At 57.5% G+C, this 16457-nt stretch carries 15 protein-coding genes; 9 read left to right on the top strand and 6 right to left on the bottom strand.

Annotation, left to right across the window (positions count from 1 at the left end; all coding sequences use genetic code 11):
* Positions 1 to 47 precede the first annotated feature (47 nt).
* Positions 48 to 1289 (bottom strand): MFS transporter, encoded by a 1242-nt coding sequence (locus tag BUB60_RS08125; RefSeq protein ID WP_073077559.1) that lies wholly within the window; start codon positions 1287 to 1289, stop codon positions 48 to 50.
* Between the two features lie 279 nt (positions 1290 to 1568).
* On the bottom strand, positions 1569 to 3104 hold the full coding sequence (locus BUB60_RS08120) for an FAD-dependent oxidoreductase (protein WP_073077556.1): 1536 nt from the start codon (positions 3102 to 3104) through the stop codon (positions 1569 to 1571).
* Between the two features lie 154 nt (positions 3105 to 3258).
* On the opposite strand from BUB60_RS08120, the gene spoIIID reads away from it, so the two are divergent.
* The 5 genes from spoIIID (at position 3259) to BUB60_RS08095 (ending at position 8484) form a co-directional block, all read left to right on the top strand.
* Positions 3259 to 3507, top strand: a complete 249-nt coding sequence (spoIIID, locus tag BUB60_RS08115) for a sporulation transcriptional regulator SpoIIID (protein ID WP_073077554.1) — start codon at positions 3259 to 3261, stop codon at positions 3505 to 3507.
* 169 nt (positions 3508 to 3676) lie between these two features.
* The gene (locus BUB60_RS08110; protein WP_073077552.1) at positions 3677 to 4786 is read left to right on the top strand and encodes a uroporphyrinogen decarboxylase family protein; all 1110 of its coding nucleotides are present in this window, start codon (positions 3677 to 3679) and stop codon (positions 4784 to 4786) included.
* 86 nt (positions 4787 to 4872) lie between these two features.
* Entirely contained in the window at positions 4873 to 5238 is a 366-nt protein-coding gene (locus BUB60_RS08105) for a BlaI/MecI/CopY family transcriptional regulator (RefSeq protein WP_073077550.1), read from the top strand.
* The gene (locus BUB60_RS08100; RefSeq protein ID WP_073077548.1) at positions 5238 to 7223 is read left to right on the top strand and encodes a permease-like cell division protein FtsX; all 1986 of its coding nucleotides are present in this window, start codon (positions 5238 to 5240) and stop codon (positions 7221 to 7223) included. The genes BUB60_RS08105 and BUB60_RS08100 overlap by 1 nt, the downstream gene beginning before the upstream one ends.
* A 232-nt stretch (positions 7224 to 7455) precedes the next feature.
* Positions 7456 to 8484 carry a uroporphyrinogen decarboxylase family protein gene (locus BUB60_RS08095; RefSeq protein ID WP_073077546.1) on the top strand — a complete coding sequence of 343 codons (1029 nt, stop codon included), beginning with the start codon at positions 7456 to 7458 and terminating at the stop codon, positions 8482 to 8484.
* A gap of 50 nt (positions 8485 to 8534) precedes the next feature.
* Here the strand turns inward: BUB60_RS08095 and BUB60_RS08090 are convergent, their stop codons facing one another.
* Genes BUB60_RS08090 through BUB60_RS08075 form a run of 4 tightly spaced genes read right to left on the bottom strand, consistent with a single transcriptional unit; the run spans position 8535 to position 13234 of the window.
* Complete coding sequence (locus BUB60_RS08090) at positions 8535 to 10406, bottom strand: YgiQ family radical SAM protein (protein ID WP_073077544.1); 1872 nt, start codon at positions 10404 to 10406, stop codon at positions 8535 to 8537.
* A 17-nt stretch (positions 10407 to 10423) separates the two neighbouring features.
* Positions 10424 to 11566 (bottom strand): GNAT family N-acetyltransferase, encoded by a 1143-nt coding sequence (locus BUB60_RS08085; protein ID WP_073077542.1) that lies wholly within the window; start codon positions 11564 to 11566, stop codon positions 10424 to 10426.
* A 1-nt stretch (position 11567) separates the two neighbouring features.
* The gene (locus tag BUB60_RS08080) at positions 11568 to 12485 is read right to left on the bottom strand and encodes a dihydroorotate dehydrogenase (protein ID WP_084726340.1); all 918 of its coding nucleotides are present in this window, start codon (positions 12483 to 12485) and stop codon (positions 11568 to 11570) included.
* Positions 12479 to 13234, bottom strand: coding sequence for a dihydroorotate dehydrogenase electron transfer subunit (locus tag BUB60_RS08075; RefSeq protein WP_073077538.1), 756 nt, complete (start codon positions 13232 to 13234; stop codon positions 12479 to 12481). The genes BUB60_RS08080 and BUB60_RS08075 overlap by 7 nt, the downstream gene beginning before the upstream one ends.
* Before the next feature lie 314 nt (positions 13235 to 13548).
* Between BUB60_RS08075 and purE the strand changes: the two genes are divergently transcribed.
* The 4 genes from purE to purN are packed head-to-tail and all read left to right on the top strand — an operon-like array spanning position 13549 to position 16450.
* A complete protein-coding gene (gene purE / locus BUB60_RS08070; RefSeq protein ID WP_073077536.1) occupies positions 13549 to 14046 on the top strand; it encodes a 5-(carboxyamino)imidazole ribonucleotide mutase in 498 nt (165 codons plus the stop codon).
* On the top strand, positions 14043 to 14753 hold the full coding sequence (gene purC / locus BUB60_RS08065) for a phosphoribosylaminoimidazolesuccinocarboxamide synthase (RefSeq protein ID WP_073077534.1): 711 nt from the start codon (positions 14043 to 14045) through the stop codon (positions 14751 to 14753). The genes purE and purC overlap by 4 nt, the downstream gene beginning before the upstream one ends.
* Before the next feature lie 27 nt (positions 14754 to 14780).
* The gene (gene purM, locus BUB60_RS08060) at positions 14781 to 15827 is read left to right on the top strand and encodes a phosphoribosylformylglycinamidine cyclo-ligase (protein WP_073077532.1); all 1047 of its coding nucleotides are present in this window, start codon (positions 14781 to 14783) and stop codon (positions 15825 to 15827) included.
* Positions 15821 to 16450 carry a phosphoribosylglycinamide formyltransferase gene (purN, locus tag BUB60_RS08055; RefSeq protein ID WP_073077530.1) on the top strand — a complete coding sequence of 210 codons (630 nt, stop codon included), beginning with the start codon at positions 15821 to 15823 and terminating at the stop codon, positions 16448 to 16450. Before purM ends, purN begins: the two co-directional genes overlap by 7 nt.
* The last annotated feature ends 7 nt before the right edge of the window (positions 16451 to 16457 follow it).

Here is a 16457-nt window from a genome sequence, read left to right as displayed (position 1 = left end):
GCCCGTTTTTTGCAGCGAAAGGACGCCGGAGCGTCCTTTCCTTTTTATTACTTTTCTTTTTCCGCCGCTTCCAGCGCGCGCACGCGCTTGTTGTACATCGGCAGGATGATAATAAAGCTGACGAAAGCTAAAACGACCGGAACGATAGCCGATTTGAACATGAACGCGAAGCTCGTATGCTTGTATACGACGCTGCCCAGCAGCGGGCCGAGGAAAAGCCCGACGTCCATGCCGACATAGATCGTGTTGCTGGCCACGCTCCGCTTGAGCGGCACCTCCGTCTGGATGCACATGGCCTGCAGCGGCGGCTGCGTCGCGCCGACGCCGATGGCGGCGACAACGGCCCCGACCAGCGCCATACCCAGGGTTTTGCTGAAGCCGACAATGAGAAACGACACCGCAAACAGGGCCATGCCGGGCAGAATGACCTTCGCCACGCCCAATTTGTCGGTCAGCAAGCCGGAAAGCGGCCGGGAAAAGATCAGCGTCCCGGCCATCACCAGATAGAAAACGCTGACGTTGCCGATGCCCTGCTCGTCGGCGAAGTTGACGATATACGAGTTGTACAGCGCGTAGCTCATGATCACGAAAAACATGACGACCGTCACCGGAACGGCATATACCGTAATGATGTTTTTATACCAGACGCCCGTGCTGGCCACGTCCTCCTTCGTTTTGGCGTCGGGCCGGAGCATGACGCTGGGGATCACCGCCAGCGACAGAACGACCGCCGCGAACAGGAAGACCAGGGTAAAGCCGAAATCCTCGTTGTTCAGCGTCTTTATGCCGAAATTCAAAAGACTCGTCCCGATAAATGGGCCGAACGCCGTGCCGATGGCGCCGCCGATCCCGAAGATGCCGATGCCGGAGGCCATTTTTTCCTTCGGTAGGCTGTCCGCCGCCACCGTCATGATCAGCGAGCCGACAAAGCTGTACTGTACGCCGTTTAAAAATCTGAAGACGACAAAGGCCGGTATGCTGTGAAACAACGCGTATCCGATGTTGACGACCCCGCCCAGGGCATAGATGAAAATCATCAGCTTCCGCTTGTCGATCTTCGTGATCATCGGGCCGGAGACCGGCCGTATCGCCAGGGCTACGGCAAAGAACATGCCTGTCAAAAGCCCCATGATGACAGGCGCCGCGCCGAGAAACGTCGCATAGGTCGCCACGAGCGTGTTGACGGAAAAGTGCGCCACGCATAAAAAAAGATTGGCCAGAACGGCACAGATAAAATTTCTGTTCCAGATCGTCACCTTCGCCGGTTTGAGTACCACTGCGGGGTCCATGAATAAGCCTCCAATTCAATCGCGGGAAAATTTCAATTGGTACAATTCTATCAGCTGCACCCCGGCGCGTCAAACAAATACGGCGAAGGAACCATAAAAGATTCTTCGCCTCCGACTGATAAAGACAAAGCCTCGCAGAGTTTGCCGCCGAAGCGGCAAATAAATTCATCATTTGTCACGCAGGAGGACATGCGCCTCCGGAGTGAGCTTCTCATGCAGCGCGCGGCTGAGCGCGCTGCATGCATCCCCTTGCCGATAAAGCCCAAAGGGCTTTATCGGCTACTCGTCACCGACAAGATCGCCGTATTTTCCCCGGAACAGCACCTTCAGCGGGTTTTTCGGCGGGCCCTCCAGCAGCTTGCCGTCGTGGGCGTACCGCCCGCCGTGGGCCGGGCAGTCCCAGGTCTTCTCGGCGTTGTTGAAATTGAGCTCCGTGCCCATATGGGTGCAGGTGATGTCCAGGATCGTCACATCGTCGTTCAGGTCCCGGTAAACGCCCGCCTTCTCGCCCTTGAATCGGATCACCCGTCCCTCGCCCGGCTGCAGGCCCTTGAGGTCTTCCGTCCCCTCCAGCTTCGATTTGATGAGCTCGACGATGGGAGACAGCGCACCCTGGAGGGCGTTGGCAGGAGATGAGAAAAGGTCTGGACGCATTTTTGAATAGAGCTTTTCATGCTTGCAGCCGCCGGTCGTGATAAGGTCGGCGAGCATGCTGCCCGCCAGCGAGCCGCTGGAGAGCCCCCATTTGCGGAATCCCGCGGCCACGTAGATCGTCGAGTTTTCCGACAGCCTGCCGATATACGGGAGCTGGTCGGGCGTCTCGTAATCCTGCGCCGACCACATGGCGACGACTTCCCGGACACCGGCGAGCCTGTCGGCGTACTGCATGAGATTTTCAAAGTGCTCCGTCTGATCCCCGCTGTCCCGGCCCGTGTCGTGGCCTTCCCCGACGACGATCAGAATACGCTCGCCGTTCTCGACGTGCGTCCGGAAGGAACGCGCCGGGGCGCCGGCGTTGATAAAGCTGCCGTCCGGCCAGTCCCTTTCGGCCCGGACGGCGATGGCGTAGGTGCGCTTGGGATACAGCCGCGCGAAAAACAGGTTGGGGCCGTCGTAAACGGGATACTGCGTGGCCTGCACGACGTGGCGCGCCCGGATGACGCTGCCATCCTCGCAGGTGACGGCCTTGACGTCGCCGTTTTCAATTTTGACCGCCTTTGTGCGGTCATAGAGCACGGCGCCCTGCGCCTGCGCCGCCCCCGCCAGCCCGGCCACATACCGGACGGGATGGAAGACGACCTGATCCTTAAAGCCCGTCATGATGAAGTTGGGGACCGGAAAATCGGGGTTCCTGAGGAGTGACGCGTCGATGCCCGCCTTAACGGCCGCTTCATGCTCCTCCTCGACCGCCGCCACGTCGCCTTCAGCGGACGCGTAGATATAGGCGGTGTTCTCCCGCAGCTGGCAGTCGATCGCCTCTTTTTCGACGGTCCGCCGGACAAAATCCACCGCTTCCCGCTGGGACCCGGCATAGTCCATGGCGGCCCCAAGCCCGTATTTCCCGATGATTTTGGAGTAAATGATGCCGTGCTGCAGCGTGACCTTGCCGGTGGTATTGCCCGTGGTGCCGCCGCAGAGCGCGCCGGCCTCAATAAGCATCGGCTTGACGCCCTTTTGCGCCAGGCAGTACGCGCACGTCACCCCTGTAATGCCACCGCCGATAATCAAAACGTCCGTTTCGGTACTTTCGCCAAGGCTTGGGCAATGCGGTCTGACCGCTGTTTGATTCCAGTATGATATGGTGTTGTTCTTCAAATCCGTAACCTCCCGGGATACTCCTCAAAATTTGATAAGCGCTTGTGACTATACTGATTAGTGTCGATAAACACGCCGTAATTATGCGTGCGCTCTCATATCCCGGCTTTTTTGTGCATATAGTCTAGCATGACTATTGCTGGGAGTGATGTTTTTGAAATCCAACATCGAAGAACGCGCCTGTGATTTGGCAGCTTACATAATAGAAAGCAAAGCGACGGTGCGCTCAGCAGCAAAAAAATTCGGGATTAGCAAGAGTACGGTGCATAAAGATCTTTCCGAGCGGCTGGAACACATCAACAGGCCGCTATACCTCCAGGTCAAGGAGGTTATGGAATTCAACAAAGCCGAGCGGCATATACGGGGCGGACTCGCCACAAGGCTAAAATACAAAGGTGTCTGATGAAGTGAAGCCCGGCTGATGCCGGGCTTCACTTTTTGATGCGCGGCGGACTGATTTTTTATACGATCTGAGCTACCGCTCTCCGGGCCGCGTTCTTGACTTTGCCCGGGGCCATGCTAAAATTTACCCTATGGGATGAAATTCTTGCCAATGAAAGGAGACTGAGCGCATGAAATACGAAAGGCCGTCCTTCCGCGCCCCAGGCGTGCCGACAGAACGGAAAAAGCTGTTATTTTTAAGCGAGGAGACCGACGTGCCGAAATTCGATTACCCCGTCACGCCGCTGGAAAACTTCCGGCTTGCCGCCGCGCACAAAACGCCGTACTGGATGCCGAATTCCATGACCGACGACCAGTTCGTCGCGGCGCAGGAGCTTGTCACCGGCGACGTGCGCGGCATGCAGGTCAGCGCCGACTTTACGCGGGTCGTGACGGAGAGCTACACCTTCAAGGACTGGTTCAACACCGATTGGACATGGGTCCCCTCCGCCGGCGGACCGATGCTGACGCCGGGCACCTGCCTGTGCCAGGACATCACCGCCTGGGAAAAGACGGTCAAATTCCCGGAGCTTCGGGAGTGGGACTTTACGACCTTTGCCGACAGCTTTATGAAAACGGTCTACGACCCGGCAAAGGTCCTGCACATCGACCTGGGCCAGGGCGCCACCGAGCGTCTTATCTCCATCGTGGGCGGCTATACGGAGGGCATGCTGGCCCTTGCCATGGAACCCGACGCCGTCCGCGATTTCCTGAACCGCTTTGCTGATTTCACCATCGAGTACGTCGACCTGGTCACAAGCCTGTACCCGGTAAACATGATCACCTATCACGACGACTGGGGCACAGAGAAAGACACCTTCTTCAGCGAAAAAATGATGGAGGAGATCGTTTTCGGACCTACCAAACGCATCATCGACCATATCAGATCGAAGGGCGTGCTGTTTGAGTTCCACTGCTGCGGCAACATCACGCGCTTTATCCCCTACATGATCGGCCTCCAGGTGGATTTTCTGCAGATCCAGCGCCGCGCCGTCGACATTCCGGCGATGAAAAAGAAATACGGCGACAGGATCGGCTTTAACGTCTGGCCCGAGGCGCTCGAATTCGGCGTGCCGCATCCCAAGGACGAGCTGGTTCAAAAACTCAGGAACACGGTGGACCTCTACGGCACAGGCGGGGGCGCCTACGTCAATATCATGGAAAGCGACCCCGTGCTCATCTGGGACATGGTGAGCGAGCTTTACGCTTACAGCCGCGAGTTTTACGACAGCGAGCGCTGAAATTTTTACACCAAACTATTGACACCTGAGTTTAATGGCGTTAGACTAAACACAGTCTAACGCCATTAAACTCAGGAGGCGATATTATGGAAGATTATAAATTGGGCGCTATGGAAACAAAATTCGCCGAGCTGATGTGGGCGCGCGAGCCCATATCGTCCGGCGCGCTGGTAAAGCTCTGCGAAAAAGAGCTGACATGGAAAAAATCGACGACATACACGATGCTGCGCCGTCTTTGCGACCGGGGGATATTTCAAAATAAAGACGGCACCGTTACATCTCTGATGAGCAAGCAGGAATTTGCCGCCCTGCAGAGCGAAAAGTTTATTGCGGAGACCTTTGACGGGTCGCTCCCGCAATTTCTGGCGGCGTTTACCCTGCGAAAGAGGCTGTCCGAAAAAGAAATCGGTGAACTGCAAAGGCTGATCGACACGAATCGGGGTGACTCCTGATGTGGATGTCCGCGCTGCTGTTTAAAATTCTGAATATGAGCCTTACGGCGGGAATCGTTATCGTGCTCGTGCTGATTGCCCGCTTACTGCTGAAAAAAGCGCCGAAGATATTTTCATACACTCTATGGGCCGTCGTGTTGTTCCGGCTGGTTTGCCCCGTGTCCTTTTCATCTCAGTTTTCGCTGATGGGCCTTTTTCCGGCCCCCGCCTCAACGGCCGGCAGCAGCGCCTACAGCAGCATCAGCTATATTCCATCGGATATCGTTCACGCGCCGTCCCCGCAAGCGGATTTGCCTCTTCCCGGAGCGGCCGGCACCGAAAACGACGCCTTGCCTCAAGGCGGGGCGCAAGCTTCCGCGGACCCGCTGCAGGGCTGGATCGCAGCCGCGGCGTTTTTATGGCTCTCGGGCATTGCGCTGATGCTTATATACAGCGCGGTATCGCTGATTCGCCTGCGAGGAAAGCTCGTCGGCGCCGTATGGCTGCGGGACAATATCTATCTTGCCGACCATATCGCCTCGCCGTTTGTCATCGGCCTCTTTCGTCCGAAAATATATCTGCCGTCAACACTGCGTGAGGAAGAACAAAGCTATGTCCTCCTGCATGAGCAGACGCATATACGAAGGCTTGACCACGTTTTTAAAATACTGGCTTTTCTCGCGCTGGCCGTACATTGGTTCAATCCGCTCGTGTGGGCGGCGTTTGTGTTTGCCGTCAAGGACATGGAAATGTCCTGTGACGAGCGCGTCTTAAAGCAAATGGGAGGTGAGATCAAAGGGGCTTATGGGGCGTCGCTTTTCTCTCTTGCAACAGGCCGGCGTCACATTAACGGCAGCCCGCTGGCGTTCGGTGAGGGAGACATCAAGGGACGCATCAAGAACGTCATGAACTTCAAAAAGCCCGCGGCCTGGGTTGTCGTCATTTCGGTGCTTGCGGTCATTATCGCTGCCATATGTCTTTTAGCAAACCCGATAAAGAATTTGGAATCACCTAACGCGTCATTACAGGACATTGATATTAGTCCGTTTACATACGTTTTTACATCAAGAATAGTCGAATCACCTGGTAAACAACACGCTGTCCAGATCACAATCTATAAGGATGCTGAAGATAGCGACAGTACCTACATTATGGGCAACATTGGTTCTTTGGATGATAGAAAAGGTTACACCAAGGATTCAAGAACAATCTTCTGGCAAAAAGCAGATAGTAATAGTATTGAGGATAAAACCGTTGATGGCGAAACCCTGGATAATTGGATTGAAGTCGCATGGCTTGACGAACAAAACATAAACATAAACGGGATTTCTCTCAATATAAATAATGTCTATGATTATCGCAGAGACCAAAGCACGTTGAGCGCAGCCAACTCGGAAAACACAACCGGTAAAAGCGAGTCTTTCGATTACGGTGGACTCCATCTTCAAGCGACAAACGTGAGTAATGTCCGAACGGAAAGCACGGTGGACGAGGGAGGAACAGGTACCCGGGAATATACCGTTTTTGTCTGCAATCCCGGTGCTGTCGTTAAAGTTCTGGATGCCGATATGAGCGATCCTGCGTATAGTGAGGATGGAAAGGCGCATCCGGAATGGGCTGTAGCAACGACGGCAAGCGAATTGTCGGGCGAGCGGATATATATCGTAGACGGCATGGACCCATTTGAAATTACCCCCGACACGCTTGGAATCTATGACCCGGAATCCAGCGCGTATGTATTGAGATTTGAGATAGCGGGCGTATTCAAAGCAAATGTGGCGGCCGCGTATGTGGATGAGACGCTGTCGGAGACGGAAGCGCGGGCCCTGCAGAGCAGGATTGAGCAGAACCCCAATGTGGAATACGCCGATTTCGTGACCCGTGAAGAGGCGATGAAGATCTTTGAGGACAAATACACGGACAAGTCCCTGTTCGAGAACATCGACTCCAGCGCTTTCCGCCACAGATACTACATCTACATACGCGATATTTCCCTGGCCGAGTAGACGACGAACGATATTTCGCACATCGCCGGCATCGCCATGGTCAGTGCCGGCGAATAACACAGGGCCGTAATCAACTTATGGGCAGGCTTTTTATATAGTGTTTTATTCTTAATTTTAGTACTTCCGCACTTTTGTCTCATCAGTATCTTTACATTCGACTTATTATTTCCGATAATATATACAGATAATTAAGTAATTTAGTTATCAATTGGAATGAGTCGGGGTATCTGTTATGAATATGTACAACTGGATCGAACAGGTCATATACACTGAGCGGAAAAAGCCTTTGCCGATCCTGAGCTTCCCGGCGGTACAGCATCTTTACGTCACCATGCGGGAGCTTGTCGCCGACAGCAATCATCAGGCCATCGGCATGCGCGCCATCGCCGACAACTACGACATGCTTGCGGCGCTGAGCTACATGGATCTCTCCGTCGAAGCCGAGGCCTTCGGCGCATACACTGTCTTCAAGGCCGACGAAATCCCCACGATTATCGGCAAGCTGATTTCGACAGAAGCGGAAGCGGAGGCTCTGGAGGTGCCGGAAGTCGGCGCGGGCCGGACGGGCGAAAATGTGGAGACGATCCGAAAAGCACAGATGCTCATCAACGACAGGCCCGTCATTGCGCAGTGCATCGGCCCATTCTCCCTGGCCGGCCGCCTGCTGAACGTCAACGATATCATGCTGCAGTGCTATGAAAATCCCGAGCTTGTCCATATGGTCCTCAAAAAAGCCGCGGCGTTCATTACCGCATACGCCACCGCCCTTAAAAAGATCGGCGCCGACGGCATCATCATGGCGGAGCCGCTGGCGGGACTCTTGTCCCCCCAACTCATCAAGGAGTTTTCAACGCGCTATGTGCGCGAAATCGTCGGGACGCTGCAGGATAAGCATTTCATCGTCATTTATCACAATTGCGGGGGCGCCGTGCCGCATCTCATGGGTTCCATCATGGATACGGGCTGTTACGCCTTCCACTTCGGCGACGCCGTCGATATGGCGAGCATGCTCGAAAAAATACCACGCAACTACCTTGTCATGGGCAATATCAGCCCGGCCAGAGTCTTCAACAAAGGCACCGCGGAGCAGGTCCGCCTGGAGACGCTCAAGCTCCTCAACCAGTGCGGCAGCTACAATAATTTCGTTATTTCCTCCGGCTGCGACATTCCGCCGGACGTGGACCTGGACAACGTCAACATGTTTTTCAAAACCGTCGAGGGCTTTTACTACAGGCAGAGCCTCAGAAACGCGATATCGTAAGGCAAGACGCAGAAAGCCCGGCGGTTTTTTTCCGCCGGGCTTTGCCGCCGCTATTTGCGGCGGCCTGTTTTTTTATTCCGGTCCTTTTGAGGGACGGGTTTGCTGCTGTTTCCCGACGGCCGCCGCTGCGGCGGGACGAGGCAGCGCTTGCCGTAGCCGATCAGGTCTTCCCTGCCCGCCTCGCGCAGTGCCTCAAGGACGAGCTGGCGCTTATCGGGCCGCTTCCACTGCAGCAGCGCGCGCTGCATGGCCTTTTCGCGGGGCGATTTGGGCACGTAGATAGGCTGCATCGTGCGCGGGTCGTAGCCGGTGTGGTACATACAGGTGGACAGCGTCCCCGGCGTGGGATAAAAATCCTGCACCTGCTCGGGCTGGACGCCGCGGCGGTTTAAGTATTCCGCCAGCTGGACGGCATCTGACAGCGTCGAGCCGGGGTGGGACGAGATGAGATACGGCACGAGAAACTGTTTTTTCCCGTACCGCTCGTTCAGGCGGTTGTATTTTTCCTCAAAACGCGTATAAACGTCATGGTGCGGCTTGCCCATGTAGTCCAGCACCTCGTCGACGCAGTGCTCCGGGGCGACCTTCAGCTGCCCCGAAATATGGTTTTTGACGAGGTCGGCGAAAAACTCGCCGTTTTTGTCCGCCATCAGGTAGTCGAAGCGGATGCCGGAGCGGATGAAAACCTTTTTGACGCCGGGGATGGCGCTGAGCTTGCGCAGCAGCTGCAGATAATCCGTGTGGTCCGCCTCGAGATTTTTGCAGGGTGTCGGCGTCAGGCAGCTTTTATCGCGGCAGAGTCCGTTTTTCAGTTGGCTTTTACAGGATGGGCTCCGGAAATTCGCCGTGGGGCCGCCCACGTCGTGGATATACCCCTTGAATTCCGGGTGCTTCACAAAGCCCTCGACCTCCCGGATGAGGGATTCGTGGCTCCGCGACGTCACCATCCGCCCCTGATGGAACGCCAGCGCGCAAAAATTGCAGGCGCCGAAGCAGCCCCTGTTGTGGATGACCGAGAACCGGACCTCCTCGATGGCCGGCACACCGCCGAGACTGTCGTATATCGGATGGACCTCGCGCGTGTACGGCAGCGCGCTGACGCGGTCGAATTCTTTCGTCGTGAGCGGCGGCTGGGGCGGGTTGACGACCAGCACCTTGTCCCCGCAGCGCTGGAGGATGGCCTTCCCCCGCACCGGGTCATGCTCCTCGTACTGAAGCTTGTTGGCCTCGGCGTATTTCCGCCTGTCGGTGGACACGTCCTCGCAGGAGGCGCACTCGACGTAGGGAAACCGGCAATCATCGATTGTGGCGGCGGCAAAGCCTGTGCCCCTGATGTCCGTCAGCTCCTGCACCCGGTTGCCGCCGGCCAGGCGCCCGGCAATCTCGCGCGTCGCGTTTTCGCCCATGCCGTAAACGAGCAGGTCGCCCCTGGCGTCAAACAGGATCGGCCGGCGCACCTTGTCCTCCCAGTAATCGTAATGGGCAAAGCGCCTGAGGGACGCCTCCAGCCCGCCGATGACCACCGGCAGGTCGGGGAACGCCTCCCGCACCCTGTTGGCGTAGACGATGGTGGCCCGGTCCGGCCGGAGTCCGGCCTTTTTCCCGGGAGAATAGAAATCCTCGCTGCGCGGCTTCTTCGCCGCCGTATAGTGGGCCACCATGGAGTCCAGATTGCCCGCCCCGATAAGCGCGGCGTACCGCGGCCGCCCCATCGCCAGAAAATCCTTGGCGCTCCTCCAGTCCGGCTGCGCCAGCACGGCGACCCGGTATCCGTCCGCCTCCAGCACACGCCCGATGACAGCCGTGCCGAAGCTCGGGTGATCCACGTACGCGTCCCCCGTTATAAGCAGAAAATCATAATAATACCAGCCGCGGGAACGCATGTCCTCCAGCGAGACCGGTAAAAAAGCGCTGTTTGTCATAGTCGCCTCGTTATCCCCTACCGCACCGTGATGTCGAGTTCCAGCACAATGTACCGGCCGCCGTCGCCGGTGTATTCGCCGGTCTTCTCAAAGCCGTACTTGGTGCAGAAGCCGAGCGTCTGCTCATTTAACGCGTTCACCGTCATGCGGAGCTTCTCCCGGCCGAGGGGCCTGTAGACGGAGACCGCCTGGCCCAAAAGCTGGACGGCGATGCCGGTGCGGCGATGCTCCGGAAGCATATAGAAGAAATCGATGACGCCGGCTTTTTCGTCCGCGCCGCTTTCCACGTCCAGCTCTACAAGGCCGGCGGGCGTATCGTAGATCAGCGCCAGCGACAGGGCCCGCGGGTGCGCCGCGGCGTGACGGTGGGCACGCTCGAGCCAATAGCTTTCCCGGCCCTCCGCCGCGCCGTATCCTGTCTCCCCGCCGTCGCGCCGGAATTCCAGGTACCGCGCCGCGTCGTTTTCGAGGCTGAAGGGTTCGAAGCGGAGATTGCTGCTGTCGAAGGTCGTGTTCTCCCGCCACCACTTCTGATGGGCAAAGGTGGACAGCTCCTCCGTCAGGTGCGAATTATCGCCGGCATATTCTATGTCTATATTTCCGTTGCCGATGCGCAAAAGCGTCACGGCCGTGTTGTCGTAATGCTTGATACGGCTTATTTCCTGCGGGGGGACGCCGTAAATGCCGCAGACAAACGCGCGGATCGCCGTACCGTGAGAGACGATCGCCGCCGTTTTGCCGTCATGGCGCGCGGCGATATCAAGTATCGCGCCCGTCAGACGGCACTGGAGGCTGTCAAAATCCTCGCAGCCCTCCACCGTCCACCGGGACGGGTCGTTATTAAAGTAATCCAACTGCTGCGGCTCGAACCGCTCCACCTCGCCCCAGGTGCGGTCCTCCCAGACGCCCATGGCCACCTCCCGGAGCCGCGCCGTCGCCGACAGGGGCAGGCCGCGTGCCGTTACCGCGCCGGCCGTGGCCCGCGCCCGGAAGAGGTCGCTGGAATACACAAAATCCACCGGGACGTCGGCAAACCGCTTTTCAAGCTGCGCGATCTGCTTTTTACCGCGCTCCGTTATGATGCTGTCATACTGTCCGTGGATGCGCCGGTAGAGGTTGCCCTCCGCCTCGGCGTGCCTGATGAGATAAATTGTTGTCATTTCAGTACGGTAAAATCCTTCCAGTCAAATCTGTCACTGACTTTATATTTTTTCTTTCCATAAAAGCTTTTATCCCCCGCGTGACGCTGAGGGGCGCATAAGGGTCCGCAAACAGCGCCGTGCCGACGGAGACCATATCGGCCCCGGCGATCAGCATCTCCACGGCGTCCGCGCCCGTGCTGATGCCGCCCATTCCCAGTATAGGTATGGAAACCGCGTTTGCCACCTGCCAGACCATCCGCAGCGCCACGGGGAAAACGGCGGGGCCCGACAGCCCGCCCGTGTTGTTGCGCAGGACCGGCCGGAACGTCTCGATATTGAGGCGCATACCCAAAAGGGTGTTGATCAGAGACAGCGCGTCCGCGCCCGCCTCCTCCACGGCGCGGGCGATCTCCGCAATGTCGGTGACGTTGGGCGAGAGCTTCACCATCACCGGCACCGCCGCGTGCTTTTTGACCTCCCGCGTCACCAGCGCCGCGGACTGGCACGAGGTGCCGAAGGCCAGCCCACCCGCCTTGACGTTGGGGCAGGAGATGTTTACCTCGATGAGGTCGACCTTCGCCGACGAGAGCTTTTCGGCCATCTCGCAGTACTCTTCCACAGTATTTCCCGAAATGTTGGCAATAATATTGGTGTCAAACCGCCGGAGATTCGGCAGTTCCCCGCTGATAAAAGCGTCCACGCCCGGATTCTGCAGGCCGACGCTGTTTAAAATCCCCATCGGCGTCTCGGCGATCCGCGGCGGCGGATTGCCGGGGCGTTCCTTTACCGTCAGCCCCTTGACGCAGATACCGCCGAGGTCGTTAAGGTCGAAGTATTCGCCATACTCGCGGCCGAAGCCAAAGGTCCCGGAGGCGACGACCACCGGCGTTTTGAATTTCACGCCGGCAAAAATGAGAGATAAATCCGCCGTCACCACACGACCTCCTCCGCCGGGAATACGGGTCCGTCCTTGCAGACGCGGCGCATCTTTTCCTTCCCGTCCACGACCGTTTTGCAGGCGCAGACGAGGCAGGCGCCGACGCCGCAGCCCATCCGCTCCTCCAGCGACACCTGGCAGGGCACCTTGTACGTTTCAGCCAGAGCGGCAGCGGCCTGCAGCATTGGCCTGGGGCCGCACGCCAGAACGGCGCTGCAGCCGCCCTCCCTGAGCAGGCGCTCCAGCGGCCCGGCTACCGTCCCGTGTTCGCCGAGGCTACCGTCATCTGTCGTTATGTAAACCGCTTCGCAGACGTCCCGGAATTCCTCCGCGAGAATGGCGTTTTCCCGGCTGCGAAAGCCCAGGACGGCCGCCTTTGCCCCGGCCGCGCGCGCGGCGAACAGCATCGGCGGCACGCCGATGCCGCCGCCCACGACGATTATATTTTTATGACTCAGGTCAAAGCCCCGCCCGAGAGGGCCGAGAACATCGAGCATATCCCCCGCGCGCCGCTGCGAGAGCCAGCGCGTGCCTTCCCCGCGGACCTCCAGCACAACGGTGAGGACGCCGTCCTCTGCCCGGCAGATGCTGACAGGCCGGCGGAGCAGATTCCCCTCGCCGCATTTTATATGAACAAACTGGCCGGGCCGGGCCGCGCGCGCCAGCTCAGCCGACTGAAGCCTCAGCGCGTGCACGGTTTCCGTCAGCCTCCGGTTGTCGAGTACGGTGGGCAGATATGTTTCCGGCATTCGTTTCCTCCTCTGATCATCATTGTTGCTATTTTAACTCAAATATCAAACCTTTACAACAGGACGTTGTTAATTATCACAAATTTAACGTTTTGTTATTGTAAACCTTGAAAATAAAGCCTGTTTATTATACTATACAAGCATAATTGCTGAATTTTACGTGAATTTCATATTTGCCGCCGAAAGCACTGCGCGGGCGAATATTTACAGCCGCATACCCTGACGCCGGTCCGCCAAAAAGGGCCGAAACAGATGAACAGCAGCTCCCAAACCGGGAGTCTTAAATTTTGCGCCCCGGCGCATTGGAGGTTCATATGAAAAAAGTTGCCGTCATCATGGGGTCGGACAGCGATCTTGCCGTTGTTTCAGGTGCGATCAAGCGGCTCAAGAGCTTTGAGATACCGTTTGAAGCGCACGTGATTTCCGCCCACAGGACGCCGGAGGCCGCTGAAAAATTTTCAAAATCCGCCAGGAACAACGGCTTTGGGGTTATTATCGCCGCCGCCGGAAAAGCCGCGCATCTGGCCGGCGTCATCGCCGCGTACACGACGCTTCCCGTTATAGGACTGCCCATAAAATCCTCTACAATGGATGGCTTGGACAGTCTTTTATCAATTGTGCAGATGCCCTCCGGCGTTCCCGTGGCCACCGTTGCCATCGGCGGCGCCGACAACGCCGCGATCCTGGCCGCCCAGATCCTGTCGCTTTCGGACGAGGCGCTGGCCTCGCGCCTTGAGGAATTTAAGAAAAATATGGCTTCCGCCGTTATCGAAAAGGATAAAAAATTGCAGAGCGAGGTTGTCGATATATGAAAAAGCTGGAACAGATTTACGAAGGAAAAGCCAAAAAAGTTTTTAATACGGACGATCCCGACCTTCTCATCGTCGACTATAAGGACGACGCCACCGCCTTCAACGGTGAAAAGAAGGGCACGATCGTGGGCAAGGGCGTCATCAACAACCGCATGACAAACCAGTTCATGCGTCTGCTGGCCGCCGACAGCGTGCCGACGCATTACGTCGAGGAGCTCTCCGACAGGGAAACGCTCGTCAAGGCCGTTAAAATCGTCCCGCTGGAGGTCATTGTCCGCAATATTGCCGCCGGCTCCTTTTCCAAGCGCTTCGGCGTCAGGGAGGGTACCGTCTTCAAAAAGCCGACGCTGGAATTTTCCTATAAAAACGACGATCTGGGCGACCCCATGATCAACGATTCCCAGATCTACGCCATTGAGCTCGCGACCCCATCCGAGCTGGCTCTGATCCGCGAATACGCTTATAAAATCAACGATTTTCTGAAATCCACCCTTCTGGAATGCGGCATCACGCTGGTCGATTTCAAGCTGGAATTCGGCAAAACCAGCGACGGGACAATCATCCTGGCCGACGAGATTTCGCCGGACACCTGCCGCTTTTGGGACGCCAAGACCGGCGAAAAGCTGGACAAGGACCGCTTCCGCCAGGACCTCGGCAACGTGGAAGGCGCCTATCAGGAGATGTCCAGGCGCCTCTTCGGCAAGTAAGTCCTCCCGTCACGAAAGGAAGAAAAGATGCTGAATTCATTTTCCGACAGCTACGCCGCCGCCGGCGTGGACGTCACTGCAGGCTATGAAACGGTGGAGCGGATCAAGCCTCTTGTCAAAAGCACTTTCCGCGAGGGTGTCCTCGGCGGCCTCGGCGGCTTTGGCGGCCTGTTCGAGCCGAATATCGCGGGCATGGAACGGCCCGTTTTTGTCTCCGGCACCGACGGCGTCGGCACAAAGCTGAAGGTCGCGTTTATGATGAACAAGCATGACACCGTCGGCATCGACTGCGTGGCCATGTGCGTCAACGACATTATCTGCTGCGGCGCGGAGCCGCTGTTTTTCCTGGACTATCTCGCCCTGGGCAAAAATATCCCCGCGCGCACGGAACAGCTCGTCAAGGGCATCGCCGACGGCTGCCGCCAGGCCGGCTGCGCGCTCGTCGGCGGCGAGACGGCGGAAATGCCGGGCTTTTATCCCGAGGACGAGTACGATATGGCCGGCTTCGCCGTCGGCGTGGTGGACCACGGCAAGATCATCGACGGCAGCACCATAGCGCCGGGCGACAGGCTCATCGGCCTGGCCTCCTCCGGCCTGCACTCCAATGGGTTCTCCCTTGTCCGCAAGGTGCTCGACCTGACGCCGGACTCTTTGGAGCAAAAAATCCCGGAGTTTTTCGGCACGCTGGGCGAGGAGCTTATCAGGCCCACCCGCATCTATGTCCGCCAGGTCCTGCACCTTATTAAAACACTCAAGCTGAATATCAAGGGCATCTGCCACATCACCGGCGGCGGGCTCTATGAAAACGTCCCGCGTATGCTGCCGGACGACATCACCGCCGTCATCCGGCCGTGTGATTTCCCGGAAAGCCGCATTTTCTCGTATCTTACCTCCATCAGTGATATCCCCGTCCGGGATATGTACAACACCTTCAACATGGGCATCGGGCTCGTCATGGCCGTCGACCAGGCGGACGTGGGTGAGGTCCTCAACGCCCTCATTCAGATCGGCGAGCATCCATATGTGATCGGCAGCTGCGTAAAAGGTGAAAAAGGAGTTGAGCTCAGTTGGTAAAGACGGCGATTCTTGTCTCCGGCGACGGTACAAATCTGCAGGCCATCATCAACGCGCACAATTTCGGCAAGATCAAAAACTGCGAGCTGACGGCCGTCATCTCGTCGCGCCCCAACGCTTTTGCCCTGGAACGGGCCAAAAACGCCGGCATCCAGACATTCGTCGTTGACTACAGCATGTTCCCCAGCCGCGCCGGCTTCAACGAGGCGATTTACCAGAAGCTCAAAAGCCTCGATATTGAGCTCGTCGTAATGGCGGGCTTCATGGTCGTGCTGGGCTCCCCCGTCGTGGAGGCGTTCGAGCACAGGATCATCAACATCCACCCCTCCCTTGTCCCCGCTTTCTGCGGCAATGGGTTTTACGGTATCCGCGTCCACGAAGAGGCGCTCAATTACGGCGTCAAGGTCTCCGGCGCGACGGCGCATTTCGCCACGGCGGTGGCCGACGCCGGTCCCGTCATCCTCCAGCGGGTCATCGACGTCCGCGAGGACGACACGCCGGCCTCCCTGCAGAAGCGGATCATGGAGGAGGTCGAATGGAAGATACTCCCCGAGGCCGTCTCACTCTACTGCGAGGGCCGCTTAAAGGTCGTCGGGCGCATCGTCCACATCAAGGACGCATAAAAAATCG

The organism is Sporobacter termitidis DSM 10068, assembly GCF_900130065.1.
Classification (GTDB): Bacteria; Bacillota; Clostridia; order Oscillospirales; family Oscillospiraceae; genus Sporobacter; species Sporobacter termitidis.
The sequence above is the reverse complement of the archived record's forward strand: the minus strand, read 5'-3'. Positions and strand labels throughout refer to the sequence as shown.